We start from the raw sequence: 26,929 nt of genomic DNA, 5'->3' as shown, positions 1-26,929 counted from the left end.
CACTTATTGCGATATATTGGGGCAATCATGGAAGATAAGCCCAAGTTTCGCCCCAATACCTCTTTAAAGTTGATGGACCAGGTACGGGAGGTTTTGCGCTACCATCATTATGCCTACCGCACTGAAACCTCATATTGCCAGTGGATATTGCGTTACGTACGTTTTTTCGGCAACAAGACACATCCAAAGGACCTCAGTTCTCAGCATGTTGAGAGGTTTTTATCTAACCTGACGACACAAGGAAAGGTTTCAGCTTCGACCCAGCGTCAGGCACTAAACGCCATTATCTTCCTTTACCGTGAAGTTCTTGATCTGCCTCTTGACGGTAAAATCTCACCTATTCGCTCTAAAAAGCAACAACGGCCACCAACAGTCCTTACTCAAGAAGAGGTCAAAAACCTGCTTCAAATGATGCGCGGAACGCATGCATTAATGTCAAAATTACTGTACGGTTCAGGCCTGCGTCTTATGGAATGTATAAGACTGCGCATCCAGGACGTTGATTTTGGCCAAAATAAAATTTTTGTTCGCGGGGGTAAAGGCGGCAAAGACAGGACTACCTTACTACCCGGGAACGTCCGCGAAGAGCTTCAAACACACATAAGGTATGTAATCAATCTTCATCACCGTGACAGTGAAGATGGTTTCGGAAAAGTTTATCTACCAGAAGTTTTAGCCCGTAAATATCCGAACGCAGAAGGTGAGACCCGCTGGCAATATGTCTTTCCCGCAAAAAAAAGATCCGTTGATCCAAGATCTGGCCGTAAAATGCGACATCATGTTATGGAATCGTGCCTTCAAAAAGCAGTTAAAAGCGCCGTTAATCGAGCAGGTATTTTGAAGCGCGTGGGTTGTCATACTTTGCGCCACAGTTTTGCTACCCATATGTTGGAAAACGGCGTCAATATCAGGGTTTTACAAACATTGTAGGGCCATGCCGACGTCAAAACAACTGAGATTTGTACCCATGTCATGTAAAGCAAAATTGATAGTCTTCAGAGTCCACTGGACAGACTGCATGATATAGGTAAATAACCATATAATTTGCGTAAGTTACTCATTGGGAGGTAAGATGTCAAGAATTTTTTCAATGAATCGTCTCCTGTATTTCCTGTTTTCCTGAGAGTTATGATTTTTGTCTGTTAGTGAAATGACTATTACAATACTTACCGGGCCAACGGCCTGTGATAAAACTGAGATCGGGTTTATTGCCGCACAGATGATTAAAGGTGAGATCATCTCCGCGGATTCAATGCTTTTTTACCGTGGAATGGATATTGGGACTGCAAAGCCATCACCCGATATGAAGAAGATTGTTCCGCACCATTTTATCGATATTATTGATCCATGGGAGAGCTATAGTGTCGGTAAGTATGTTGATGATGTGGAAGCATTGGTAAACAATGCTGGCAGTAAAGAACTGAAGTTTCTGATTGTCGGTGGAAGCCCTCTTTATATAAAAGGTCTTGTTGACGGTATTTTCAAAGGTCCTGAAGCAGACTGGAGTATTCGTAGAGAGTTGGAAGAGCTTGCGGAAAAGAAGGGTAATAAGCACGTTCACGATATTCTGCAAAAGATAGATCCTGTTAAAGCGGCTGAATTTCATCCGAACAATCTCCGACGTATCATACGTGCTATTGAGGTATATAGAATAACAGGCGAGTCTCTTTCTGTACTACAGAAAAAAAATAAACAGGAAAGAAAGGGTTATCAGTTTAAGATCATCTGTATCGGACGAGACAGGGAAGATATGTACCGGAGGATTAATGAACGGGTTGAGATAATGTTTGATAAAGGGCTTATTGACGAAGTGCAATCTTTGTTGAATAATCCCAGAGGTTTAAGCAAGCAGGCAAAGCAGGCGCTTGGTTATAAGGAGGTTATTGAATATCTTGATGGCGGACTTTCCCTGGATGATGTGAAAGATATGGTAAAGTTGAATACCCGCAGGTTTGCCAAAAGACAGATGACATGGTTCAGAGGTTTTTCCGATGTTCAATGGCTGGAGGCAGAGGAACATGAAGGTCCGGAGTCAATCGCAAAGGAGATTATTGCCCTGTATAGACACTAATTGCACGAATTAATACTACATTTAATGTATCATGAATTTTAAAGATATTTACAAAAAGGGATTCAGTGCCATTGGGCTGTCCGGGAATAAAAGCGCCTGGGGGCTGGAGATTTGCGATAGCAGTATAAAAGCCGTAAAGGCAAGCTTCCGTGATGGGCAACTGTTTGTGGAAGCAATTGACAGGATTGGCTTTTTATCACAGGACCATGAAAGATCGCTTAAAAAACCGGAACTTATTGAGCATGCGATAGGCGTTTTTAAAGAGCGTAATTTAATCAGTAAGTCAGACAAAGTAATTGTTTCTCTTTCCGGGAAAATGATACTTTCAAGGTTTTTTACCCTGCCACCAATTAAACAGAACCGTATTGGAGACGCATTAAAATTTGAATTACGTAAGCAGGTCCCTTTTGAACCCGAAGAAATTGTGTGGGACTATCAACAATTTGTTGACGATGGAACGGAAAATAGAGGTGTTAAAATAGGGTTATTTGCCACAAAAAAAGAAAATATATTTGGTCTTTTACCTGGCCTGGCCCCAATAAGAGTAAACCTGGATGCTATTCAAATTACCCCTATTGCAATCTACAATCTTGTTAGTTTAGGTTCGGATTCAAGCGAAGATGCTATTGTTATCAATGTTGAGCAGGGGAATACTGATTTTATCGTGGTAGGAAAGTCAAAATACTGGAATAGAAGCATTCCTATTTCAGAAGTAAATATGACCCTTATACGGGAGATACAGAGATCAATCGGGTATTATATCTCTGTCTCAAAAGGTACTAAGCCGAAAACGTTATACTTAATGGGTGATGTATTTGAAGATGATGAAAAGATTAAATTTGTTGATGAAAACCTGGAAAGTGAAGTTCGGTTTCTTGACTTGTTAGATAATATCAGAATAGTAAAAGATTTTGATCATCCCGTGATAACAAAAAAAATATTTATGGCTTTGAAACCGCATTAGGACTTGCCCTGCAGGGTTTAAACCTGGGTAAAATCAAGATAAACCTGCTTCCGTATGAATTTGTTAAAGAGAAGCGGGCTTCAAAGTGGAAAATTTATGCCAGTGTTATTGTGATTGTGATTTTTTTAAGTTTTTTTACACAGAGTGTTAAGGATTACTTATTATGGAAACCTCTTTCGAATAGTTTAGATATCGTTACCAGAACACTGGACGAAACGAAGAGGCTGGAAAGGGCTTTTAAGATAATAGAGACAAAGGTTAAAACAGAAGAAGAGAATTTATATTTATGGGCGGCAATGGGTAATCTGGGACACTTCTGGATAGAAGTTATTAATAAGATTATCAATACAGTTCCGGAGAATCTATATTTGTTAAGCATAGAATCTCTATGGGGAAAACCTGAGGTTGGAAAAAATAAAAGGATAAGCAGTAAAGATTTTTTTGGGAAAAAAGAAGCAACTACATCCAAAAATATTGATACTTCAAAGGAGGTGTTGATTATAAAAATAAAGGGTGAAAGTTATGCTCCTGAGGTCTCATATATAGCAGAAAAAGTAGTAAAACCTTTAGAGGAGTTAATATTGTCTGATCAAGAAGCCCCTGTGTTCAGTGATGTAAGGTTGGTGCAAGGCTCTGTACATCATGTCATAGTTTCTGACAATAAAAATATGGTTGATAATATAAAGAGTGCTCCGATACGCTTTGAATTACAATGTATAGTAAATTCGTTAAATTAGTTTCTGCAGATGAATTGATAATGATTGATCAAGAGAATGGATAACAGAATGAATATTCCAGGTATTAAAACAGATAAGGCATGGCTCTCTGTTGGGCTTGGAATGGTCTTTGTGATAGTTTTTTACTTAGTTGTTGTAAGTCCGTTCCGGACAAGAAATGCTGAGAAGAGAGAGGGCCTTGAAAGATTGCTGACGAGATTAGAAAGATATGAAAACAAAGGTTATAAAATTCGCAATGAAAATTGGATAAAGGCAGAAAAGGCAAAACTGAAGGAGATCAAAAAGGCCCAGCATGAATATGAGCTGTTTTATCAGGAACGGGACAGTTACCTCGAAAAAATTTTCGAATCGGTAAATGGTGAAGAGATTAAGGACGAAGCATTATGGACAAACAGGTATATTCATGGAATAAATGTTCTTCTGGATAAGATAAAGATGCGGGAAATTTCCTTCGCTGAAAATGCATTACCATTTAGACGATGGAATCTGCAAATTCCTACCTGGGATCAAATTGCTCCGGAACAGAAAAGATTCTGGATTATAGAAGAGCTGGTCAATATTATTTTGAATGAAGAATTAAAAGTTGATTATCTTGGGGGTATCAATTTCGATACAGGTAACACGAAATCTGCTAATGCCAACACAGAACGGTATGATGTTATTCCATTTACTTTAAAGGTAAGTATGAATGTGACAAGCCTGCTTCTTTTAATTAACGAATTTTTGAAATCAAAGTTGTCCTTTGAGATAAAGAGCATTGGTATTCACGGAGAACTGAATAGAGTTCGAATACTGGAAGGCGCAGAGGAGCCACTCAGACCGGGCTTGCCTGAAGAGAGAAAAGGGCCCCGGCCTTCTTCAGTCGTGGATGTTGTAATCCATGCTTTTGTCCCGGACTTTAAGACAGGTAATAAATGATGCGAACGGTACCAAAAGAAAAATTATACGGCTATGCGTTTAAGACTATTTTGTCTTTGATTTTGCTTTTTTGTTTATATAATGTCGCTTGTATCCTTTTCCTTTCTCCATATAGCAGTAGGAAGCAGCAATCAAGGGTTTCCAGCGGTGTTAATGGTGTTCAGTCTATTATCAAACTTGCGGGTCCAAAGAAATCAGAAAATATAATATACAAGTCAAACCTGGCAATCAAAAACAATGATTCTTCCTGGGCAAAACAAATTAAGCGCCCAACTCTCTTCACCGGGCCGACAACAATCATGATGGTAAAAGAGGAAGAGCAAGTCGCCGTCGTTCAATATGAAGACGCTGATGCAACAGAGAATACAGAAATTTTTTTAAAAGGTGTGATTGATGGACTTGCTTTCATATCTGTAAAAAAAGAGATAGAGGGGCGGTGGCATGAACATGGATTTGCAACAAAAGCAGGGGAGGAGATTGGCAAAATAAAAGTTGTAGGAGGAAAAATGCTTGATTTCTCGACCAATTGTCTACTACAAGAAATTGTCTATAATGCACACAGGCCAACAACATTAACGCGAAAGGTACTCATATTGGATGAAGAAGGAGAGTTTGCTGGCACCAGGATGGTACCGGGAGAGACTTATATGAAGTCTACTTCCATGATAAAATATAAAGATGAGAATGGTAATGTAAATGAATTGTGGTTGAACGAGTCTGATACGATAATCAGAGTAGAGGAAGAGGGATTATCCATAAATATGGATGAAAAGCGAGACCTATAGTTTCTCAAGAGGGTATCGCCACAGAAGCGTTGACAAAGCGGGAAAACCGTTTGAAAAGAGTGTAGCTATATTAAAGACCAATAATAGAAGGGGCAGAAACTGCACAGTACTGAGTTTAAGTAATATTATGAAAATTATTAATAAAAAAACCACTACAATTACAATGGTTTGTTTGCTTCTCATAATAAACGCCTGCCAGTCGACATCAAACCGGGTGAACAGTGCAAAAAGAGATAAAGATGTGAGATTAAGCGAAAATGCATTATCCAACACACCTCAATCTCCTTCTTATCAGGAAGATGAAAGCAGCAAAACAGTAAATAGAGCAAATTCATATTCTTCCGATGTATTAAAAAAGAGAGGTATCAGGCGAAGTGGTGAAAAGATGGTACTGAAAAAGCAGGTAGAAGTTTCGTCTGTTACAATTTCACCTGAAATACGGAAACAACTGATTCGAGATGCAAGGCGAGCGACAAAAGAGAAAAGATATGGTGATGTCATTGGTATAGCGGATGCTATATTAAAAACCATGCCTGCTGACGAAACAGCTCTTGTCTTAAAAGAAAATGCTCAGGTGTTGAGGGAAGAGACGAAGCACGAAACAATATTAAAAAAAATAGCAGAAGTAGATGCGCGGGAGAGAAACAAATACTTTGAAAACCTGAAAGAAAAGTCAATACCATATAATGATATAATGCAGTTTACTACAGAGGCGGAATGGAAGGATATTGAGGAGAGGACAAAAAGAGAAATCCCGACAAAAAGACTTGAAGAGAGTCGCGAGCATACAAAGAGGCTGATGCTTTCACCTTCTCCAGTACCGCAATCAATTTCTCAGGAAATGCAAATGAAACTGGAGGAGAGATTTTCAATTGAGTTTATAGATACTACTCTTCGCGATATAATCTCATTTCTTCAGGAAAAGTCCGGGCTGAACTTCTTTTTGCACAAAGATGCGAGGGATGAAAATATAAATGTTAAGCTTAATGATGTGCCTCTTTCTGTAATCCTGGAGTATATCCTGCCAAAAGGCTCGGGGTACCTGGTAAAGGATAATGTCGTCCATATTACTAAAGAGCCGTTGGAATTGAGGGTTTATGATGTCCGTGATCTGCTCATAAACATGGAGGACCGTCTAAACTTAACGGGTCAACTGTCTGCACAGGAGTCATATGAAGAGGCGAAACCTGCCGGTGCAAACAAGGGCGCCTATGACAGGGTCAAGGAAATCATTAAATTGATTACCAGTACGATAGAACCTCAGTCTTGGAAGTCAGGAACTGGCACTGGCAGCGGCGGCAGAGGTTTAATAGCAGCAAGAGAGGGCATGCTGGGAGATATCGTTGTAACACATGTTGCGAATGTTCACAGGCGGGTTGAAGATCTTCTTGCTGCACTGAGATCATCTGCCGATCTTCAGATAAAAATTGAAGCACGGTTTATTGCAGTATCGGATAATTTCCTTGAGACATTTGGGCATAATATTATAGATTTTGACGGAAGCCCTGATCATTCTACCAGAAACATCGCCGATACTCCCGGTCAGGACTCTTCAGGCAATCTTCTCCCCGGTATTTTTTCTGCGGCAGGGGATACGTTTTCTGACTCCGGAGTAGTTGCCGGCGCTGCGGGAGCCGCCGGGTCATCAGGGCTGAATCTTACTTACCAGATTTTTGATAGCTTCTTTCTTAAGGGCTTTTTAAAGGCAGTGCAGGAGAGTGATGAGGCAGAGACCGTTACTGCTCCGAAGATAACGTTGTCAAATACACAGAGAGGAACTATAAAAGTTGTTACAACAGAAAGCTATATACAAAGCTATACAATTGTCAGTCAGACACCACAACCGGTGATGGCGGAAATAGACGAAGGGACCACATTTAATGTGAGGCCTGTTGTAAGCGCGGACCGGAAATATGTATATTTGGAAGTACATCCGGTTATTACCGATGTAACGCTTGTAGAAACTGATTTTACAACAGTTGGGTCAGTCCCATCAGGCGGTGGAGGTGCAGCGGCTGCAACAAATAAAATACAGCGTCCCCAAACTATTAAGCAGGAATTGTCTGTTACCGTTTGTGTGCCAGACAAAGGAATTCTCATGATTGGCGGTTTGGGTAAACGCTCAGAGGCTAAGTCGTCTAAAGGAGTTCCGATACTTTCCAAGATCCCCATTGTAAAAAGACTGTTTTCCAGTAGTACGATTGACAGGGATATTGCAACAACAGGCAATCTGATCATACTCATAAAGCCTACCGTTTTGATCAGGGAGGAGGAGGAAACCCGTGCTTTTACAAAAGGTAAAAAAAATGTACAAATTCGGGTTCCGATATATGGGCGATAATATACATTTTCATCAAGTTAGACCCGCGGCAAATACTTTTCCTCACGAAAATCACAAAAGCCATCTTTTGTGATTTATCGTGTTTTTTGAATCCCCTATACATATGAGATAAACCCTGGAGGAAATAAAAATGCTTAAAAAATACGGAATAAACACAATCTTGCTGGGAGTAGTTATCGTATTACTTGTGCTTGTACTTATTAAAACCTCACCTGATTATGTAGTCGCCCAGGGTGATGGCGGCGCGGCTGCAAAGCATGTATTTGCGGTAGTAGGTAGCCGGTATAACAACAGAGAGCCTTTTTATCTGGTTGATACCAGGCAAGAGGTAATTATGGTTTATGAATACGGGGTACAGGGTGATGGCCTGGGGCTGGCTTCCGCGAGGAGTTATAAGTATGACAAATTACTGGAGCAATATGGTAGAAGTAGTTTTGGTCCGAAGGTTGATAAAATTAAAAAGGAGATAGGAAAGGTAATAAGATAGAGGATAATTTTTCAGATATCTGCGGTTTTTATAGAGAGCGTATGAGCGTCTTTGTCTCTGCTTCATATTACTTGTTGTCGTTGTAAATTAACGACTTGATCTATCGGATATATAATGTATACTATTGCACTCTGTTATGATAATGTTTCAAATATCTTTAGCAGGACGCATTTCATTGTGGCGGTGTAGCTCAGCTGGTTAGAGCGGCGGAATCATAATCCGTAGGTCCGGGGTTCGAGTCCCTGCGCCGCTACCATATCTTTTATTTATAATTTTTTATTGACAAAAATATATCTTAATAATAGTATTTTGCAATGCCGCAGAAATTCCTAGTAGATATAGATACAATTGATTTAAACGAGGTAATGGCCGATATTGATCGTATCAGGGTCTTGGTCCCGCATCGTTACGAGATGGAACAGTTAAGCGGAATACTTAGATTTGATCCTGAGAACAAAATAATTATTGGTTATAAGGATATAAAAGAAGACGAATTCTGGGTACGTGGCCATATCCCGGGCAATCCTCTTATGCCAGGAGTATTAATGGTAGAAGCTTCCGCGCAATTGTGTACCTATTATTTTAAGAGTTCCATTCAGACAGAAAAGTTTTTTGGTTTTGGTGGAATAGATAAGGTTAAATTTCGAGGGAAAGTACTTCCGGGTGATAAATTGATCATTGTTGCAAAGAATATTGAATTACGGGCCAGGAGGGCTATTTTTGACGTTCAGGGAATAGCAAATGGCAAACTTGTATTTGAAGGTCAGATAATTGGTATGGCAATGTAACATGGGTTGTTGGTGTTATATTTTTGTGGGCTTTTTTTCCTTTTAGAAAGGGGGTTGTATGAATAAGCAGGATTTAGTTGAAGCTGTATCAAAAGAGTTAGGTACATCAAAAGCTGGGGGAGAGCGAGCGGTAAATGCTGTGTTATGTGGTATTACCAAAGGTGTAAAAAAAGATAAAAGTGTACAGCTGATAGGGTTTGGTACTTTTTCAGTAAAGAAAAGAAAAGCTCGAACGGCAAGAAACCCTCAGACTGGTGACACAATTAAGGTCAAGGCCAGCAGGACGGTAGGTTTTAAGGTAGGTAAAAAATTCAAGGAGATGGTTTGACATACCTGTTTTACTTTAAGCTTTCAATCTTGACATACTAAATTGAGAGGCACGTGCTTTTCGAAGTGAGTGCCTCTCAATTCTAGTTTTCTTCTACGTTATTCATTCCTCGCGCCACGCCTCTATGATTACTTATCAAGCCGAGTACTGCCTATCAATATTTATTGTTCATGTCATATTTTGAGGTTACAGAAATGTGACTTGTTTCTCTTTCAAGAGGACCCGGTTCTGGAATCCTTTCGAAAGGGATATCTTTATTCTAACTTTTATACTATAAAGTGAATGTAAATGGGAAAATTATTTGGAACAGACGGGATTAGAGGGGTTGCTAATGTGTATCCAATGACTCCTGAAGTTGTATTGAGTGTCGGAAAAGCAGTCGCTCACGTTTTCAAGGAAAAGTGTGGAAAAGAAAAACCTAAATTTGTAATAGGTAAAGACACCCGAATTAGTGGCTATATGCTGGAAAATGCACTGGCTTCAGGTATTATTTCAGTAGGTGCGGATGTTTTACTTGTCGGTCCTATGCCAACACCGGCGATTGCACACCTGACTAAATCGTTAAACGCAGATGCCGGTATTGTGCTGAGCGCATCACATAATCCTGCTGAAGATAACGGGATAAAGATTTTCAGTGAAGATGGGCATAAACTGCCGGATAATGTAGAGGAAGAGATTGAAAAATATATTTTGTCAGAAAAAGTAAAGACTGAACAGATAAAAGGAGATCTGATTGGGAAAGCGTACAGAATTGCTGACGCAAAAGGAAGATATATAGAGTTTGTTAAGGCTTCTGTAAACAGCATGAACCTGAAAGGATTAAAAATAGTGCTGGACTGTGCTAATGGCGCGGCTTACAATACCGCACCGTATATATTAAGTGAGCTGGGAGCAGAAGTAGTTGTACTGAACGATAAGCCTGACGGATTGAACATAAACTTAGATTGCGGCGCCATACATCCAGAAAAGATGATGGCTCTTGTAAAAAAGGAAAAGGCGGATATCGGGATAGCACTTGATGGGGACGCGGACAGAGTGATTGTTTGTGATGAAAAAGGGCGAATCGTCGATGGCGACCATATTATTGCGATATGCGCGATTGACCTGAAAGAGAATGGGTCGTTGAAGAAGAACCACGTTGTTGTCACTGTTATGGCGAATAAAGGCTTTGATATTGCTATGGAAAAGAAAAAGATTAAAGTGGTTAAGACAAATGTTGGCGACAGACACGTTGTTGACGAGATGAGGAGAAAAGGATATGTTTTAGGGGGGGAGCAGTCGGGGCATATAATATTCTCAAATTATACAACCACGGGAGATGGAATAATTTCAGCTTTGCAATTATTAAAAATTATCAAAGAAAAAAGAACAAAGCTAAGCAAATTGGCAGAATGTATGAAGTCTCTGCCGCAGGTGATTGTTAATGTTGCCGTGAAGGAAAAAAAGAATATTAATAAGCTGAAAATATACAAGAATATCAAGCGCGCGGAATCACACCTGAGTAAAAAAGGGAGAGTCCTTGTAAGGTATTCAGGAACACAGAATCTATGCAGAATTATGATTGAAGGCGAGAATAAAAGAGAAATTCAGAAAATAGCAAATGATATTGCGAAAGAGATGAAGAAAGAGATAGGGATATGATACAAGCGGTAATAATGGCTGCGGGAAAGAGCACAAGAACCTGGCCTTTAACGTTGACCATGCCTAAACCATTACTTAAGGTGATGAATAAAGAGATTGTTAAGCACAATCTTGACGCTTTGCAGGGATTGGTGAACGAAGTTATTGTCATTGTTGGTTATAAGAAAGAGATGATAATAGATGAAATAGGTCACAAGTATGGGAAATTAAAAATAAAATATGCTGAGCAGAAAAGACAGTTGGGTACCGGACATGCACTGAAATCTGTTGAAGAGTTGATTAAGGATAAATTTATTGTTATAGGCGGAGATGATATTTTCTCAAAGAGAGATATAAAGGCGTGCTTGAAACATAGATATGCGGTGTTGGGATGTGAGGTTGAAGCTCCGGACAGGTTTGGCGTTTTTGTTGTAAAGGGTAAAGAGGTTAAAAAGATTGTTGAAAAGCCTGAACAGTTTGTTTCAGATATAGCGAATACAGGATTATATGTTTTTGATAAATCTATCTTTAAGATTAAGCTCAGGAAAAGTCAAAGAGGGGAATATGAAATAGTTGATTATATAAATGCGCTTGTTAAAAAAGAGAAAGTCGTGTGTGAAATGGTAAAAGGACACTGGCTGTCCGTGGGATATCCATGGGATTTAATTGAAGCAAACAGCATCCTGGTTTCTAAAATAAAGAGTGATATAAAAGGAAAAGTAGAAAAAAATGTTACTGTAAAGGGAAAACTGATAGTAGGAAAGGGTACGGAAATCCTGTCCGGAACATATATAAAAGGAGATGTAGTTATTGGCGAAAATTGCAGTATTGGGCCTAATTGCTATTTAAGAGGTAATACTTCTATCGGAAATGGCTGTCATATCGGACAGGCGGTAGAGATAAAAAACAGTATAATTATGGACAATGCGAAAGTACCTCACCTCTCTTATGTAGGAGATAGCATTATTGGTAAAAACAGTAATTTAGGCGCCGGGACAATAACGGCAAATTTAAAACACGATAATAAAAATGTAAGATCTGTTGTGAAGGGGAAACCGGTTGATACAGGCAGAAGAAAACTTGGGGCCATTATTGCCGACGATGTTCATACAGGCATAAAAACAGCCATCTATCCGGGAAGAAAGATCTGGCCGGGATTGGGAACACTTCCTGGTGAGGTGGTGGATAAAGACAGAATGTCCTGACCGGAATGGAGTAATTGGGATTCATATCCCCAATACCGCCATGTGCATGTTTTATAAATGAGATGTGACTTCATATGTAAAAATGCTTTATCATCGGATGTTACTGTAAAGAACTGAGAGTAAATGCCGGATAAAAATCAGTGTGTACAGAAACCTCCCTCTTTAATAATCCTCATCACTTTCCAACAAGTCTGAAATTTTAGTAATGTGCATATAAGATCCTTCATTACCAATTTCAGATTTATAGAAATGGTAGTGCCTGCCATGTTTCATTAATGCGGTGGACATGCCAAGCTTCTTTCCTACTTCAATTTCATCTTTAACCTTGTCTCCAACACAAAGGACCTGTTCCGCTGCTAAATTGTGCTTAGTTAAAATCTCTCTAAAGCATTTCTCCTTTCCTCGATGTGTTTCCGTTATGATTATTTCGTCAAATACTCTTTCAAGACCAAGGAGTTTTATCTTTTTCTCCTGCATCTCTCTATTACCAAAAGTAACAAGGAATAGCTTATAGCCAGTCATTATTAATTTATTAATGGAATCCATCGCGTCAGGAAATAAAACAGCGCCTTCCACCTCAGAAATATTAATGGTATTATCGATTTCTTTGCAGAAATCTTCTGAAAGGTTGTATAAACTGGCAATTTCACGTGAAATGTCAGCTTCCGGGCCAAGGCGGTCTTCAAGTTTTAATTGTAATTGTAAAGCTTCTGCTTCTGAACAATTGATTGCCTTTGATATGATTATTGCGGCAAGTTCTTTTCTTTTTAAAACAAGAGTTCCGCTGCAATCGTACAGGGTATCGTCCAGATCAAAAATGATTGCTTGTATCCGGGGTGATATCAGGGACATAATTTTGCAAAAATCCTGCAGATAGAATCTGCCAGCTTCTCAGGGTCGTGTCTTATCAAGTCTTGTTTTTCCCACAAGACTCTCTGGTGATCAAGATTTTCAATTAAATCGGTAACCTCTACCGCTACATTATTATTTTCAAGGTCGTCATCAAGGGCGACAATATCAGCGCCCCCTTTTCTATATTTTTCAATTATTTCTTTACGTGGAAAGTTATTGTTAACCAGCACATAATCCAATACACCATCGCCAAGATATCTTGTAACAGCCTTAATATGTTCTGATGCCGTATAATTATCAGTTTGTCCGGGTTGTGTGACGATGTTACATAGGTATATTTTTACTGCTTTTGTATTCTGTAACGCGTCTTTAATACCACCGACAAGGAGATTGCAAATAATGCTTGTGTAAAGGCTTCCCGGACCAATTACAATTACATCCGCTTTTTCAATTTCACTGATTGCGTCCGGTGGACATTTGGCGTCATTTGATTTCAGAAAAAGCCTTTCTATCGGCGCTTTCTGGAGGCCACGGACATTAAACTCTTCTTCGACAATCGAACCGTCCTTTAACTCAGCACAAATGTGAGTGCTGGTAAGGGTAGCAGGCAGGACCTTCCCCTTGATTGCCAGTATTTTACTTGCTTTTTTAATGGCATGTTCAAAACTTCCTGTTAAATCTGTTAACGCGGCCATCAATAGATTACCGAGGCTCATTCCATTTAGCGACCCTTTATTAAACCGGTACTGAAAAAGTTGGTAAAGGTCTTTTTCCTGCTCCTCCGTTTCTGAAAGCGCGACCAGACAGTTTCTCACATCACCGGGAGGCAGGATGCCGTATTGTTCTCTAATAACACCTGAGCTTCTGCCTGAGTCTGTAACGGTCACAATTGCCGTCAGGTCTTCACTATATGTTTTCAGGCCCTCAAGCGCGATTGGGAGACCGGTTCCTCCGCCAAATGCTAATATTTTCAGATTTTTATGCGTTGTCCCAATATCCTTCAATTTGAGCAAAGTGGGTAGCTGGAAAAAACGTTTTATTTTGTAATCGGGTTTGTTTGAGTTATCAAAAGCCGTTTCTTCCTTAAACCTTCCATGTAACATCTGGACAGTTACCATTCCCTTGGTTTTTGCGATTCTCAGCTCTTCCCTTACCCGATCTCCAACGACTGTAACATTATGTGGGCTTAAAGAATACTTTCTGACAATGGCCTCAAAGCAATCTTCCATTAATAGCCCAACTTCCTGGTCATTAATTATTATTTCATCAAAGTATGGTTTCAGCTTCAGTAACTCTATCTTTTTGTGTTGTCTTTCGTGGATTCCTGTTGTCAGCAGGAACAGCTTATAATTTTCCTGTGCTAATGTTTTTAACGTCGGAACAACATCCGGAAAGAGCTGTATGTCTGTCACTTCATTACTGTTATAAGTCTTCAGAATAGTACTGACGAAGTCATGGTCTTTGTTGTATTTGTTTGCTATCTCATTGAAAACAGGATAGTAGGGGCCATGTTCTTCAGAAATTTCTTTTTGCATTACATATGCTTCTTCTTCAGTGCAAGGTAGCCCGGCGTTAACCATTGCTTTTGCCGCACGCTTTCGGGACGCTTCAAGCAGTGAGCCAGTGCAATCATATAACGTATCATCAAGATCAAATATTATTGCTTTCATATTTATTTACTCTACTTTCAGGTATTGAATTTCAGAAGAGAAGCTCACCTTGCTGCCGGCCTTAATTTCATTTTTTCGGAACCAGCCTTGTTCCATTTCAAGAGCGTATTTCACTTTCTCTTTCGAAGTATGGCTCATTAAACTGTACGGGGTCATAGAGTCTATCTGAGTAATTATTCCTTTAGAATTTATAAAGGCAATAGAAAGAGGAATTTTTGTATTTTTCATCCAGAATGATAAATTCTGCTCTTGTGGATAAATAAACAACATTCCATGATCGTTGTCTAATCTATCCCGAAACATTAAGCCTATTGTACGGCCTTTTTGAGTAAAAGCAACTTCTGCATGGGATATTTTGTCATTTATTATTATTTCATATGTGTTTTTGTTTGAAGCAGGAGCACGGTTGGAACAACCTGTGATAGTAGGAAACAGGGCTAAAAGAAGAACGATATGACAATACGTGGTTCTCACGATGCGGAATGATGAATCCATAAGGTGGTTACTTTGCAGGTAAAATCACAGACGTAGTGGGTTTTCTGAACCTTGCAACCGGGTTTACTATGGCAAGTCCCCGATAATAGGTAACAACCCCATTTACAATTTCTGTTATTATTTTATTAAAAGAGGCTCTTGGTCTTGCCCTTTCAAGTTTTACTATTGGTCCTTTTTCGTCAGTTATTGGTATCATATCAACATTCCCAAAATCCATTTTCAACATATTTATCATTCCACCATTCCCTTCCATCTGCTTGACAATTGCGGCAGAAGGTAGTGTAGAAATGTAGGAAAGTGGATAGGTATAGTCTCTATAGCTGTCTTTTTGTATATAGGCTTCACCTTCAACCGCCAATGTGCCCAGGTATTCTCGAATGGAATCCAGTTTTGTTTCGTTGACATCTTCTTCTTTAACTTTCGTCGATTTTTCTCTGAAAGGGTTGATACTCCCTGTTATAACGGTTTTGGCAACTGTATCCTGTGACTGGAATGTATTTACATTGATTTGTATTTGTTCACGGTTTACGAATTGAAAGGAGTAGACATCTTTTGTTTTCTCGTCGTAAATGGATGAATTGGTGAACTTAATACTGACGTTGTGTATCTCTAATTCCGGTATAAGTATTTCAAGAGGGAGTATTATTTTTGAGACAGTCATGGCGCCGGGGACGACATTGCCGCTTCTATGAATCTCATTTTTATCATTTGTTATTTGAACAAATCGTTTCCCTGATGATTTTTGTATTACATAGTCATGATGCATTAAAAACCTGTCAAAGACATACAACCTTTCATTCCCGTTGTCATCCTCTCCATGTCTTAAGCTTGGAAAACGCGTACGTGCCCTGGTATCTCTAAAGTATATTGAATCCTGTAAGAAATCTTCGAGCTTGCTTAGTGGTATACCGAAAAATGGGTGATGAATATTGTTCATAATCCTGTAGTTTAATAATTAAGAGTCTCGCTTATCGCATGACACTATTTACATACCTGAACTCCTGTAAATTTTAGATTAAATAAAAGATATGTCAAGATGTTATTTTTACATATGTGAAACCAGGCAATAGCTTTGTTCTCCTCTCAAAACTATATATTGTTATTATCGCATGGAATATGCCAATCTTTAGCTTTTTTTATTCTATTTTATGATTTAAAAAAATATTTTGGTTTACAGTGTAAAGATTCGGGAGTTGAGAGGATGGGAAAGATTAATTCCTTTTATATCAATGTGTTAGGGCATTGCCATATTAAATTATAACGTACACTCTGGTGTTCAAACATTGAATACCGTATAAAAAAAGCTGGTATGACATTGATTCTTTTTTGATTACACATGTGGGTGTTTTGTAGGTTTTGGGCAATAATCCCCTGTTTTTCACCAACAAAAATTTAGGCATAAGCATGAAATAATTATTCAGTAATATGAAATGTTATTTTTTTATCATTAACTCTTTTACAAGATCCGGATCAATTTGAGGGACACTCAATACCCTTTGCATGGACCCCGTTTGAGCTTTAGATATTATAACCTCAGCAGATGGTTCAGATTTGGCTTTACTGCTTCTTGCTGTCAGTTGCGCCGCAATCTTTAACTTTTCTTCGCTAATCTCGCCCCTGATAATGGCCAATGGACCGGTTATATCTTTCATTTCCAGCAAAAAATCGTGGACTGTTGCCAGTTTTTCTACTACAGAATTTTCCTCTTCCCTGCGGCTGACAATAACCTTGGTTTTGTCGTCAATCCTGAAATGCCTTCCTACCTTTAACAGATTAACCTCATTTACTCCCGGATCTCCGTGATTAACCGAATCCTTCATTCTGTTGGCGAATTCCGGGTCGGTTAATAGACAACCGCCAGACGCACATGGATAATCTGTCACTTCAAAAATATCCGCAAGCTGTATCTGGTCCTTTCGTGAACGCCCCTTAATTTCAAGTAATTCATCTCTATTTACCAGTCCCTCTTTTTCAGGAATTGTAGGTTCAAGATGCTTTGCGCAAAGTGGCCTCAAGACAAGTCCTGTCAAACCCGCTTCCCTGTCAATTGTTTTCATCGCCTCTTTTCTCTGTGACATGGGACGCTGACCTAAGACCTCTCCTGTAATGATAAAGTCTGCTCCAATCTCCTTCATATATTCACCGGCAGCCCTGAAGATATTAATGCGGCAGTCTATACAGGGATTCATGTTCTTGCCATAGCCGTGTTTTGGTTTCTTTACGATTTCCAGAAAACTTTTGGTCGTATTTATAACCTTAACCGGTATGCCGAGTTTTTCAGAAACTTTAACTGCTTCCAACTTACAATTACCTTTTGATGTACAGAGGCAGAATACGGTGGTAAAAGTCAGAGCAATAACATCAATTCCCTGTTTCTTGATTACATGTATGGCGAGGGTGCTGTCCAATCCCCCCGATAATAAAGCAAGCGCTGTTGTCATAACAAATTATTTAAATATAACGGGTAAACGTAAGAAACTGTGCCGGCATGGTAAAAACATTAAAACATGAGTTTAATGCGGGAAATTGCAGTTTAAGTTATCTTACAGAAAATATTTGAAGACTCATTCTATCAAATAAAAGGTTTTGACACAAATATAAATCACTGTTAGACTCAAACTTGTGTATCATTTGCTGCTCAGCGACTGAATGAGGACAGGTTTGGGGAGAAATATTAATACAATTTGATGTCCATAATCAGCGAAGTTCTGTTATATAAAGGAGAGAAATGAACAGATTGCCAGTCGCATCAGGAAGCTTCTACCCTGGAAATAAAGAAGAACTGCAGAGTGCGCTTAAGGTGCTTATGGAAGATTATCCCGAAAGGCAAAGGGCTCTGGGAGTAATCTCTCCCCACGCGGGATATGTCTATTCGGGCCGCGTAATGGGAAGTGTCTTTTCAAGAATAGAGGTGCCTGATACTGTTGTTTTGCTCGCGCCAAACCATACGGGCCGCGGGGTACCATTCTCCGTCTGGCCGGAAGGGAACTGGCATACACCGCTAGGTGATACCTCGATAGACGAAGAACTTGTTAGTGAGATACTGAACAGGTGCGAGCTTATTGAGAAAGATGAGATCGCTCACAATAAAGAACACTCCGCAGAAGTTATATTACCTTTCCTTCAATATAGTAATCTACAGGTTAAGATTGCTGTTATTGTAATCAGGTCCGGTAATATTGAGGAATTGAGAATAGTTGGCAAATCTATTGGTGATGTTCTAAAAAAACTAAGACCAGATGCTCTTGTGGTCGCATCCTCCGATATGACCCACTACGAGTCTAAACAGTCTGCTGATAAGAAAGATAAATCTGCAATTGCAGAAATTGTTGCTTTAAGAGAAGACGGGCTTTACAACGTTGTTCGCGCATTGGATATCAGTATGTGCGGCGTAAGCCCTGTAATTTCAATGATGGTATGTTCAAAAGAACGGGGTGCCGTAAAGGCAGAGCTAATCAAATATGAAACCAGTGGAGAAACTACCGGTGATTACAAACAAGTAGTTGGGTATGCCGGACTAATAATAAAGTAATTTACATTGATGCATCACTACCAGAAAATTTCCGTTATCATTCCCGCCCTGAACGAAGAAGAATCTATTGGCATGGTGCTTAATGATATTCCAGGTGAAATAGTTGAAGATATTATTGTTGTAGACAATGGAAGCAATGACAATACCGTCGCTGTGGCAAAAAACCTTGGAGCAACTGTTGTGTTGGAACCATTAAGAGGATATGGAGCCGCTTGTCTCAGAGGCATATCCTCTCTTAAGCAAGATACTGATATTGTCGTGTTTCTCGATGCTGATTACAGCGACTATCCCCAGGATTTATATACCGTCGTAAAACCAATATTAAATGGCAAGGCAGAAATGGTTATAGGCTCCCGAATGACAGGAGAAAAAGAGAAGGGTGCGCTGCTGCCCCAGGCTGTTTTTGGGAATAAACTGGCGACCTTTTTAATCCGATTGTTCTGGAGTTTCAAGTATACAGACCTTGGCCCATTCAGGGCAATTAAATACAGAGACCTGCTTGCCTTAAACATGATGGATAAAAATTTTGGATGGACTGTTGAGATGCAGATTAAGGCGTTGAATAAAAGGTTGCGGATAATGGAAGTGCCTGTAAGGTATCGAAAACGAATCGGTATATCAAAAATCACTGGTACATTTTCAGGGACAGTGCGTGCGGGTGTAAAAATCATTTATACCATCTTTAAGTATGGCTTTATTAAGTAGTACATAATTATGCTAAAGATAACGCTCTCCATAATAATACCTACCCTTAATGAGGAAGAGACTATCTGTCATTGTCTTAAAACGGTAGTGGATATCCCTGGAATTGAAGTAATCGTTTCTGATGGTGGAAGTGCGGACAGGACTGTAGAAATTGCCGGACAATACAGGGGCGTCAAAATTGTTACTTCCGTTAAGGGAAGGAGCTTGCAAATGAATAAGGGAGCAGAGTGTGCAGGTGGTGATGTTCTCCTTTTTCTTCATGCGGATTGTATATTGCCAAGAGAAGCAGTTTTGGGTATTAATAATGTATTTAAAGGCTATTCGTTTGTAGGTGGTGCGTTTAAGATCAGGTTGTTGTCTGATAAATTTTCATACCGTTTGATAGAAATGGGCATTAACTTTCGTTCTAAGGTTTTTAAACTACCATATGGAGATCAGGGGCTGTTTGTGAAAAGATCCGTATTTGAAGAAATGGGAGGTTTCAGAGAGATGCCAAATTGTGAGGACCTCGATTTTGTCTGCCGTCTCAAAAAACAGGGAAAAATTATTATACTTGATGAAAGAACCTCTTCTTCTGTAAGAAGGTGGGAAAATCATGGAATCTTGCGGACCGCTTTCAGAAATCAATTATTATTTATTTCTTATGTATTGGGCACTTTGTAGCTCAGAGGGTGGTTCTGTATTTAACAGAGTTACTCAATGTTTATAGTGACAAATTCAACTTCGTTAGATTGTGATCGTGTCTCTATAAATTGTCTGGCAACTTTTATAGCTTGCTTGAGTTCCTGGCTTCCCTCGCTTTCAAACACATGTAATATGACAGTGCCGAGTAAGTACGCCTGGCGATCAACAGTCAAAGCTCCTCCATTTACAGAAGCTGAGCGTATCTCGGATAATGTGTTAAGTATAAGAGCAACTGTGGCCTTTAGCAGTAACGGTTTCTTCTGCATAATTCGGGTGATCTCTTCTGAATTATCGTAATATATTTGAATGATATCCTGGCCTTCGGAACTCTTCGAGAGGACTTGGTCTCGGAAGTTCCGCACATCTTTCAAAGTGTTTAGGAATAGGTATTTTTTCCAGAATAATAAGAAAAAATCAGAAACATCAGGCTTCGTTATCTGCTCCAGGTAGTGTTGAAGAGAAGACGTTAGCGGGCATTGCCGTAAGATCATGGTTAAACGGGTCGTAACCCCGTCAATGATATTGACATGTTGCCTTATGGCTGGACTGAACCCCCCCTTGCTTGCTTTGACATCATAATTCAATCCGGCAGATAATGAGAATGTAACTTCTCCATTTGCAAGAGTTGTCGCTTGTCTGATCACGTTACCACTTAGTTCTACAGCGACTGTAGCACCTGCCACAGGTTGAGTGTTTACATCATATACACCGACTATTAAGGTTCCAGACGCAAGGGTAGTTGAACGGGATTCAAGTATTCCAAATGAGAGCACAATACATATTATAATAAGGGCGGTTTGTAGCCTTGGAACACAATATGACATTCTTTTTTTTCCGGGTTTATACTTATTAATTAACAAGAAACTCCCTGTTGACATCCATAGTTCCCTCATAGCATAATATTGTGACCATGTCAATAATAATTTATTTTGGCTATGTACTTAGCTGTATTTGATATGTCATAACTTGTTTTATAGCAGGAATTGTCTTGTCCTTTGTCGTATTTACTATTCAACCCTGATTTTTACTCAACCATTGGCTCAACTGATTCAAAGAGTTTTGTCTATTATCATCTTAATACCCCATGTGCATCTAATAGAGAGCAATACTTTTGAACTTGTATCTTGTATTCAATGGGTTATAATATGGCGCAAAGCAACGACCAGGTAGATGCAGGTTCGGCTTAGTCTAACATTGCCTGTCTTATACCTGGAGGAGTCTGTGCCTATGACGGGGGGGGGGTATCACTAAATATTAACACTCGTTTAAAGGAATCAGAATGAAGCCGAACGAATCTGATTATTTTCAAAAATCAAACTTTACTTTCTTCCTGTACATAACTCTGGATTTAGGCAGCTTTCACCACTATTTACATATTATTTATATTTTTAAGGCCCTCGTATTTATTAAAAATACCTGGGCTTTCTTTATTTGACAGAAGTAAAAAAATATCAAAAAAATGAAAAGAGCAGCGTAATACAAGACAGAATAAGTTACTAACAGGTCAAATTTAAGAATGAAGACAAGCCATATCAAAAATAAGAAATCTGCTGAACTGAGAAAAAAAACAGAGGCAAAACATAAGCCGGTATTAATACCGATAGAGAAACTGTCAGATGAAGAAGTTCGCAAACTGGCAAATACGCTTCAGATAAAACAGATTGAGCTTGAGAAACAAAATAATGAACTCCGCAGGGTCCAGAAAGAACGAGAAGACTTATCCGTACTTGCATCCCATGAATATGCTGAATATATTATTGAAACGGTACGTAAACCGCTTGTCGTGTTGAATTCCAAATTATGTGTAATTACTGCAAACAAGCCATTTTATAAGACGTTCGTTGTTTCACCTGAAGATACTGTAGGTAAATTAATTTATGAACTTGGAAATCGTGAGTGGAATATTCCAAGACTGAAGCAGCTTCTGGAAGAACACCTGCCAGATAAAGGTAAAATAGTTGATTACATGGTTGTACATGTTTTTGAATCCCTTGGGAAAAGAATGATGCTGCTTAATGCACAACACATAATTAATTGTGGAGAAGACGGTAAATTGATTTTATTGTCCATAGAAGATATCACCGATCAGATAAAAACTGATGAGAAAATTAATAAATTTCTTTTAAAGAGTTGGGAGCATAAAAGAAACCTTGATGCCATCTTTAAGAGTATCAAAGATGGTATTATTATGGTAGACAGAGAGCTGAGAATACTTGAATTCAATGACTTGGCTAGAGGAATATGTGGTTTTCCTGATATTAAAATAGCAAGAGGAAAAAAATTTCAGTCGTTTATAAAAGGGTGTGATGGAGTATGTTTTGAAACTATTTTTGATACAGCGAAGAAAAAAATTCCTGCTGAAAGACACCGTTTTGAATGTTTCAGTAGAGACAAACATAGATCATTAGTCAGTATAATTGCATACCCAATTATTGACAATCAGGAACAGTTTAATGGTTGTGTCATAGTAATGAGAGATGAAACACGTCTTGCACTCCTTGAGGGTGAGCTGCATGAGCCTGGACGCTTACATAATATCATAGGAAAAAGTGATACTATACAGAAGGTATTCTCTATGATTGAAATTTTATCAGACAAACCTACTACAGTGTTAATTACGGGTGAAAGTGGTACAGGGAAGAGGTTGGTAGCTGAAGCGTTACATTACTATGGAAAGGAAAAGGAAAACATCCCTTATGTAGTGGTAAGCTGTTCCTCTTTGTCTGACAGTATACTTGAGAGTGAATTGTTTGGACACGTTAAGGGTGCTTTTACCGGTGCTATAAGTGATAGAGTAGGAAGGTTTGAAAAGGCTGAAGGTGGTACTATCTTTTTGGATGAAATAGGAGATATATCAGATACGATGCAATTACGACTATTAAGGATACTTGAAGAAAGAGTTTTCGAACGTGTTGGAGACTCAAAAACCCTCAAAGCAAATGTCAGGATAATTGCAGCCACGAACCAGGACCTTCGACGAAAGATTAGTGAAGGGAAATTCAGAGAAGACTTGTATCATAGATTAAAAGTAGTTGAGATAGCTATTCCTCCTCTCAGGGATAGGCGTGAAGACATTCCACATTTAGTAGAGCATTTTATAGAAAAACTCAATGTAAGATTAAACAAACAAATTAAATCTATCTGTCCAAATGTTCTAAAGATATTTATGGACTACAGATGGTCAGGTAACATAAGGGAGCTCTACCATACAATGGAATATGCTTTTGCAACCAGTACCGAAAATATAATTACTATAAATAATCTACCATACGAATTTGAAAATATTAAATTTGATAAAAGCCCTCGTAAAGAAACAGGTGAAATAAATGATCGACTTCAAATACTTCAAGCTTTGGAAAAAACTGGCTGGAATAAGGCCAAAGCTTCACGTTTGCTTGGCATACACCGGGCAACAATCTATAATAAGATGAAGCAGTTTGATATAACTGAGGAGGAAAGATCACAATAAACACCGCAATTTGTGTCGCATATTACACATGTGTCTCTATCGACACAACTGCCGAATGCGACAGTTTTATGGGCCTCCTTGACTCATTGTTTAAATTAATAAGCAAAGTGCCGCAAAGGTGTCTAAACATTATTTGAGTACTTATTAATGCTGGATTTTGCTTTATCTTATGATGTTATTAACTTCATTCTCCTCCTGTAGAATTACATGTCAAAAACATAACACGACTCTTTTAACTCATCCAAATATAAAGACTTAAAAAATACGTTTTTGCTACATGTCATTCAACAAATTCATTTTTCCCTCACTGAGACATCTGGTTTAACAAAAGATTTCATTTTGTAACGATTAATTTTGTTGACAGTTATATTTATCTATAGAGAAATATCAATTCAAGGTATGTCTTTTGTATATATTTAAATATTAGATAAAAAACATTTAATATCACAATTAATATTCTCGGTAAGTTGCCGGTGAAAAATGACTATCAAAAATAAAATATTATTCTGGTTCTTAATTCCATCGATTATCATCATAACGGTCACAACCGTAATCTGCTATCTATATACTTGCAGGGAAATAAGAAAAAACATTTTTGATCAACTAGAGATAGCTGCTGATGAAATACGTACAAACGTAAAGATTTTCTTGTCAGGAAAACAAGTCCTTACTTTTGCCTTTAGCTCTGACGGATTGATAAGAGAATGTGCAGAAGGAATCATAAGGAATGACAGCACGAAAGAATATTATACTAATTCCTTAAATAATCATCTTGTTACAAGCAAGAAACCCCTTGATCCTGACATTCTAGATGTTTTTATCGCTGATCTTGATGGTAAGATAATCAGTTCAACAGATGCAGGCATATTAGGCAGAAATATTTCAAGCGAAACATACTTCTCAGAGACATTAAAAAAAGGTTCTTGCATAACTGATATACATTATTCTTCAGAATATGGACAGAATACTTTCTTTGATGTTAGCAGGACTCTTTTAAGGAAAGGCGGGCAAGATCCTATTGGTTTAATCATTAATAGATATAACGGTTTTAGTCTCAATAGGGCTATCCATCGTAAAATAAAAGAAGGATCTGGGCAGAAAAAACAACTGAATGGATTTGGGGAGACAGGAGAGGTGTATATAGTAAATAATAATAAAATAATGATTACTGAATCAAGATTCATTGAAGATGCCATGTACAATCAGATTGTTGATAATGAGGGAATTCGAACTGCATTTGAAAATAGAACAAGCGTGTCTGGCATATATCCTGACTATAAAGGTATCTCAGTACTTGGTGTCTTTAAATACATGGAAGAAATGGATTGGGTTATCGCCGCAAGCAAAAATGTCTCAGAAGCATTTGCTCCTGTCACGTATTTAAAATACTTTATTCTCATTATTGGATCTACCGGTATTGTAGTTATTTTGTTAGTTGCAGTCTATATTTCTAATAAAATTACGGGCTCTCTAGAGAAAACTACAGATGTGGCCAGAAGGATTGCAAGAAGTGATTTAGAGAGTCCAATAATGGGTTATAGAAGTATGAATGATTTAAAAAAACTGGGAGAACTCATTAATTCAGAGTTGCATAAACACAGACAAGCAAGCTCTTATGACATCCGTTCCATTAAGAATGACGATTTGTTTTTATTTAAGATAAAGAGGAGTAGTGAAGAATGGACAATAACCTTTGATGCGACTCCTGATATTATTACAATCCATGATAAGAATTATAAAATTGTCAGGGCAAATAAAGCATTTTATGATGCGTTTAACATAGACGAAAAACAGTTATATGACAAAAAATGCTCCGAGATTTTTCGTTGCACAGACACAGCCTTGCATAAATGTTCACTCGTAAAATGTGCTAGAAGTTTAAAACCTGAATATGAAGAATTTGATGATCCAATTACGGGAGAAACTATCCTCTTGCTTATATACCCTCTTCTTAATGAGGAAAATGTATTTCAAGGTGCCATTAGACAACAGAAAAATATAACAGAGATAAAAAAAATAGACGAAAAGATGAAAAGATCGGAGATGTTTTCGGAGAATTTGATAGAAACTGCTCAGGATGCTATTGTCTGTATCGATGAAGATGGCAGTGTTAGAGTCTGGAATCACTCTGCTGAAAAGATCTTCGGATACTCAAAGAGTGAGATCATAGGAAAATCAGTAACATTAATTATTCCAGAAAAATACAAAAAAGAACATGAGGAAGGATTAAAGCGGTTTTTACAAACCGGTCAAGCCAGAATAATTGGTAAATCAATAGAAGTTTCTGGAAAGACAAAAGAAGGGATTGAAGTCCCAATTGAATTGTCTTTATCATTCCAGAAAATTGAAAACAAACGATATTATTTTACTGGAATAATCAGGGATAGAACATTTGAAATGGATGCGAAACAGCAGTTGTTAGAGAAGTCAATTAAATTAGAGGAATATAGTCAGGCGCTGGAGCAAAAAGTAGAGTCGAGGACATTTGCATTAAGAGAGGCAAATAAGAAACTTCAAGAAGCAGATCAGCGGAAGACAGAATTTTTAACCGTAGCTTCGCACGAATTAAGGACACCTCTTGCAGCTGTTTTGGGCTATGCAACGATTATAAACAATAGACTTCAAAATTCAGTTTTTCCAAATGTTAGAACAGATGACAGCAAGGTTGCAAGGTCAATAAGGAAAGTGGAAAGTGGCCTGGATACCATAATATTAGAGGGGAGAAGATTGACAGATCTTATAAACGACCTCCTTGACATCGAAAAGATAGAAAGTGGAGAAGTTGAGTGGAAAATGGAACACATTTCAGTAGTTGAGATTATGAAACGAGCAAAAGCTCTTACCCATAGTTCTTTTGAGCAAGACAGCTGTGAGTTAATAATAGATGTCGATGACGAATTGCCTGAAGTTCTGGGCGACAAGAACAGGCTCGAACAGGTAATAATTAATCTGATTTCTAATGCTTTGAAGTTTACAAAAAAGGGATTCATAACATGCAGGGCAAGGAAGCTGAATAACGAGATAGTGGTAAGTGTAATAGACACAGGTAAAGGTATACCTGAAGGTGATCATGAGAAGATATTTGATAAATTCAAACAGTCTTACACAGCTATTAAAGGAAAACAGAAAGGAACGGGCCTTGGTCTGCCAATCTGCAAAGAGATAGTAAAGCATCATGGTGGAAAAATATGGGTTGCAAGTGAGCCGGGAAAGGGAAGTAACTTTTCATTTACTTTACCATTATTATAATACGGTATTGAAGGAGAAAGGAGTGTATA

At 38.4% G+C, this 26,929-nt stretch carries 23 protein-coding genes and 1 tRNA gene; 18 read left to right on the top strand and 6 right to left on the bottom strand.

Going from position 1 to position 26,929, the window contains the following annotated elements:
* Positions 1–27: 27 nt before the first annotated feature.
* The 13 genes from SCALIN_RS12420 (at position 28) to glmU (ending at position 12,244) form a co-directional block, all read left to right on the top strand.
* Positions 28–930 carry an integron integrase gene (locus SCALIN_RS12420; RefSeq protein WP_203415465.1) on the top strand — a complete coding sequence of 301 codons (903 nt, stop codon included), beginning with the start codon at positions 28–30 and terminating at the stop codon, positions 928–930.
* Positions 931–1,135: 205 nt separating this feature from the next.
* A complete protein-coding gene (gene miaA, locus SCALIN_RS12415) occupies positions 1,136–2,071 on the top strand; it encodes a tRNA (adenosine(37)-N6)-dimethylallyltransferase MiaA (protein ID WP_133111876.1) in 936 nt (311 codons plus the stop codon).
* A 31-nt stretch (positions 2,072–2,102) separates the two neighbouring features.
* Complete coding sequence (pilM, locus tag SCALIN_RS12410; protein WP_096894804.1) at positions 2,103–3,035, top strand: type IV pilus biogenesis protein PilM; 933 nt, start codon at positions 2,103–2,105, stop codon at positions 3,033–3,035.
* Between the two features lie 110 nt (positions 3,036–3,145).
* Entirely contained in the window at positions 3,146–3,772 is a 627-nt protein-coding gene (locus tag SCALIN_RS12405) for a hypothetical protein (protein ID WP_096894803.1), read from the top strand.
* 48 nt (positions 3,773–3,820) lie between these two features.
* The gene (locus tag SCALIN_RS12400; RefSeq protein ID WP_133111872.1) at positions 3,821–4,690 is read left to right on the top strand and encodes a hypothetical protein; all 870 of its coding nucleotides are present in this window, start codon (positions 3,821–3,823) and stop codon (positions 4,688–4,690) included.
* Positions 4,687–5,475, top strand: a complete 789-nt coding sequence (locus tag SCALIN_RS12395) for a hypothetical protein (RefSeq protein WP_096894801.1) — start codon at positions 4,687–4,689, stop codon at positions 5,473–5,475. The genes SCALIN_RS12400 and SCALIN_RS12395 overlap by 4 nt, the downstream gene beginning before the upstream one ends.
* Positions 5,456–7,816 carry a type II secretion system protein GspD gene (locus SCALIN_RS12390; RefSeq protein WP_096894800.1) on the top strand — a complete coding sequence of 787 codons (2,361 nt, stop codon included), beginning with the start codon at positions 5,456–5,458 and terminating at the stop codon, positions 7,814–7,816. The genes SCALIN_RS12395 and SCALIN_RS12390 overlap by 20 nt, the downstream gene beginning before the upstream one ends.
* A gap of 130 nt (positions 7,817–7,946) precedes the next feature.
* The gene (locus tag SCALIN_RS12385) at positions 7,947–8,303 is read left to right on the top strand and encodes a hypothetical protein (RefSeq protein WP_096894799.1); all 357 of its coding nucleotides are present in this window, start codon (positions 7,947–7,949) and stop codon (positions 8,301–8,303) included.
* A gap of 179 nt (positions 8,304–8,482) precedes the next feature.
* Positions 8,483–8,559: transfer RNA gene (locus SCALIN_RS12380), tRNA-Met, on the top strand.
* Between the two features lie 58 nt (positions 8,560–8,617).
* Positions 8,618–9,091 (top strand): 3-hydroxyacyl-ACP dehydratase FabZ family protein, encoded by a 474-nt coding sequence (locus SCALIN_RS12375; protein WP_096894798.1) that lies wholly within the window; start codon positions 8,618–8,620, stop codon positions 9,089–9,091.
* A gap of 58 nt (positions 9,092–9,149) precedes the next feature.
* On the top strand, positions 9,150–9,419 hold the full coding sequence (locus SCALIN_RS12370; RefSeq protein WP_096894797.1) for an HU family DNA-binding protein: 270 nt from the start codon (positions 9,150–9,152) through the stop codon (positions 9,417–9,419).
* 288 nt (positions 9,420–9,707) lie between these two features.
* On the top strand, positions 9,708–11,060 hold the full coding sequence (gene glmM, locus SCALIN_RS12365) for a phosphoglucosamine mutase (RefSeq protein ID WP_096894796.1): 1,353 nt from the start codon (positions 9,708–9,710) through the stop codon (positions 11,058–11,060).
* The gene (glmU, locus tag SCALIN_RS12360; RefSeq protein WP_096894795.1) at positions 11,057–12,244 is read left to right on the top strand and encodes a bifunctional sugar-1-phosphate nucleotidylyltransferase/acetyltransferase; all 1,188 of its coding nucleotides are present in this window, start codon (positions 11,057–11,059) and stop codon (positions 12,242–12,244) included. Before glmM ends, glmU begins: the two co-directional genes overlap by 4 nt.
* A gap of 162 nt (positions 12,245–12,406) precedes the next feature.
* On the opposite strand, the gene SCALIN_RS12355 is transcribed toward glmU, so the two are convergent.
* From SCALIN_RS12355 to SCALIN_RS12335, 5 genes are all read right to left on the bottom strand, one after another.
* Positions 12,407–13,096, bottom strand: a complete 690-nt coding sequence (locus tag SCALIN_RS12355) for an HAD family hydrolase (RefSeq protein WP_096894794.1) — start codon at positions 13,094–13,096, stop codon at positions 12,407–12,409.
* Positions 13,087–14,766: a YvcK family protein gene (yvcK, locus tag SCALIN_RS12350; protein ID WP_096894793.1), complete on the bottom strand. Its 1,680-nt coding sequence runs from the start codon at positions 14,764–14,766 to the stop codon at positions 13,087–13,089. The genes SCALIN_RS12355 and yvcK overlap by 10 nt, the downstream gene beginning before the upstream one ends.
* A gap of 6 nt (positions 14,767–14,772) precedes the next feature.
* Positions 14,773–15,261 (bottom strand): DUF192 domain-containing protein, encoded by a 489-nt coding sequence (locus SCALIN_RS12345; protein WP_096894792.1) that lies wholly within the window; start codon positions 15,259–15,261, stop codon positions 14,773–14,775.
* 7 nt (positions 15,262–15,268) lie between these two features.
* The gene (locus SCALIN_RS12340; RefSeq protein WP_096894791.1) at positions 15,269–16,198 is read right to left on the bottom strand and encodes a hypothetical protein; all 930 of its coding nucleotides are present in this window, start codon (positions 16,196–16,198) and stop codon (positions 15,269–15,271) included.
* 496 nt (positions 16,199–16,694) lie between these two features.
* Positions 16,695–17,702, bottom strand: a complete 1,008-nt coding sequence (locus tag SCALIN_RS12335) for a 7-cyano-7-deazaguanine synthase (protein ID WP_096894790.1) — start codon at positions 17,700–17,702, stop codon at positions 16,695–16,697.
* Between the two features lie 287 nt (positions 17,703–17,989).
* On the opposite strand from SCALIN_RS12335, the gene amrB reads away from it, so the two are divergent.
* The 3 genes from amrB to SCALIN_RS12320 are packed head-to-tail and all read left to right on the top strand — an operon-like array spanning position 17,990 to position 20,161.
* On the top strand, positions 17,990–18,793 hold the full coding sequence (gene amrB, locus SCALIN_RS12330) for an AmmeMemoRadiSam system protein B (RefSeq protein WP_096894789.1): 804 nt from the start codon (positions 17,990–17,992) through the stop codon (positions 18,791–18,793).
* 9 nt (positions 18,794–18,802) lie between these two features.
* On the top strand, positions 18,803–19,498 hold the full coding sequence (locus tag SCALIN_RS12325) for a glycosyltransferase family 2 protein (RefSeq protein WP_096894788.1): 696 nt from the start codon (positions 18,803–18,805) through the stop codon (positions 19,496–19,498).
* Positions 19,499–19,507: 9 nt separating this feature from the next.
* Positions 19,508–20,161: a TIGR04283 family arsenosugar biosynthesis glycosyltransferase gene (locus tag SCALIN_RS12320; protein ID WP_096894787.1), complete on the top strand. Its 654-nt coding sequence runs from the start codon at positions 19,508–19,510 to the stop codon at positions 20,159–20,161.
* A 29-nt stretch (positions 20,162–20,190) separates the two neighbouring features.
* Here the strand turns inward: SCALIN_RS12320 and SCALIN_RS12315 are convergent, their stop codons facing one another.
* Positions 20,191–21,060 (bottom strand): carboxypeptidase-like regulatory domain-containing protein, encoded by an 870-nt coding sequence (locus SCALIN_RS12315; protein ID WP_162532298.1) that lies wholly within the window; start codon positions 21,058–21,060, stop codon positions 20,191–20,193.
* Positions 21,061–21,698: 638 nt separating this feature from the next.
* Between SCALIN_RS12315 and SCALIN_RS12310 the strand changes: the two genes are divergently transcribed.
* Entirely contained in the window at positions 21,699–23,651 is a 1,953-nt protein-coding gene (locus tag SCALIN_RS12310; RefSeq protein ID WP_096894785.1) for a sigma-54-dependent Fis family transcriptional regulator, read from the top strand.
* 480 nt (positions 23,652–24,131) lie between these two features.
* Complete coding sequence (locus SCALIN_RS12305) at positions 24,132–26,900, top strand: sensor histidine kinase (RefSeq protein ID WP_096894784.1); 2,769 nt, start codon at positions 24,132–24,134, stop codon at positions 26,898–26,900.
* The last annotated feature ends 29 nt before the right edge of the window (positions 26,901–26,929 follow it).

Origin of the sequence: Candidatus Scalindua japonica (genome assembly GCF_002443295.1) — a bacterium.
In the GTDB taxonomy this organism is placed as follows: Bacteria; Planctomycetota; Brocadiia; order Brocadiales; family Scalinduaceae; genus Scalindua; species Scalindua japonica.
This window is presented reverse-complemented; position numbering and strand designations above follow the sequence as displayed.

Bases quoted from the DNA above. Each gene is read 5' to 3' on its own strand.
- SCALIN_RS12420 (WP_203415465.1), top strand. From the start codon at position 28: ATGGAAGATAAGCCCAAGTTTCGCCCCAATACCTCTTTAAAGTTGATG.
- pilM (WP_096894804.1), top strand. From the start codon at position 2,103: ATGAATTTTAAAGATATTTACAAAAAGGGATTCAGTGCCATTGGGCTG.
- SCALIN_RS12400 (WP_133111872.1), top strand. From the start codon at position 3,821: ATGAATATTCCAGGTATTAAAACAGATAAGGCATGGCTCTCTGTTGGG.
- SCALIN_RS12395 (WP_096894801.1), top strand. From the start codon at position 4,687: ATGATGCGAACGGTACCAAAAGAAAAATTATACGGCTATGCGTTTAAG.
- SCALIN_RS12390 (WP_096894800.1), top strand. From the start codon at position 5,456: ATGAAAAGCGAGACCTATAGTTTCTCAAGAGGGTATCGCCACAGAAGC.
- SCALIN_RS12385 (WP_096894799.1), top strand. From the start codon at position 7,947: ATGCTTAAAAAATACGGAATAAACACAATCTTGCTGGGAGTAGTTATC.
- SCALIN_RS12375 (WP_096894798.1), top strand. From the start codon at position 8,618: ATGCCGCAGAAATTCCTAGTAGATATAGATACAATTGATTTAAACGAG.
- SCALIN_RS12370 (WP_096894797.1), top strand. From the start codon at position 9,150: ATGAATAAGCAGGATTTAGTTGAAGCTGTATCAAAAGAGTTAGGTACA.
- glmM (WP_096894796.1), top strand. From the start codon at position 9,708: ATGGGAAAATTATTTGGAACAGACGGGATTAGAGGGGTTGCTAATGTG.
- glmU (WP_096894795.1), top strand. From the start codon at position 11,057: ATGATACAAGCGGTAATAATGGCTGCGGGAAAGAGCACAAGAACCTGG.
- SCALIN_RS12355 (WP_096894794.1), bottom strand. From the start codon at position 13,096: ATGTCCCTGATATCACCCCGGATACAAGCAATCATTTTTGATCTGGAC.
- yvcK (WP_096894793.1), bottom strand. From the start codon at position 14,766: ATGAAAGCAATAATATTTGATCTTGATGATACGTTATATGATTGCACT.
- SCALIN_RS12345 (WP_096894792.1), bottom strand. From the start codon at position 15,261: ATGGATTCATCATTCCGCATCGTGAGAACCACGTATTGTCATATCGTT.
- SCALIN_RS12340 (WP_096894791.1), bottom strand. From the start codon at position 16,198: ATGAACAATATTCATCACCCATTTTTCGGTATACCACTAAGCAAGCTC.
- SCALIN_RS12335 (WP_096894790.1), bottom strand. From the start codon at position 17,702: ATGACAACAGCGCTTGCTTTATTATCGGGGGGATTGGACAGCACCCTC.
- amrB (WP_096894789.1), top strand. From the start codon at position 17,990: ATGAACAGATTGCCAGTCGCATCAGGAAGCTTCTACCCTGGAAATAAA.
- SCALIN_RS12325 (WP_096894788.1), top strand. From the start codon at position 18,803: ATGCATCACTACCAGAAAATTTCCGTTATCATTCCCGCCCTGAACGAA.
- SCALIN_RS12320 (WP_096894787.1), top strand. From the start codon at position 19,508: ATGCTAAAGATAACGCTCTCCATAATAATACCTACCCTTAATGAGGAA.
- SCALIN_RS12315 (WP_162532298.1), bottom strand. From the start codon at position 21,060: ATGTCAACAGGGAGTTTCTTGTTAATTAATAAGTATAAACCCGGAAAA.
- SCALIN_RS12310 (WP_096894785.1), top strand. From the start codon at position 21,699: ATGAAGACAAGCCATATCAAAAATAAGAAATCTGCTGAACTGAGAAAA.
- SCALIN_RS12305 (WP_096894784.1), top strand. From the start codon at position 24,132: ATGACTATCAAAAATAAAATATTATTCTGGTTCTTAATTCCATCGATT.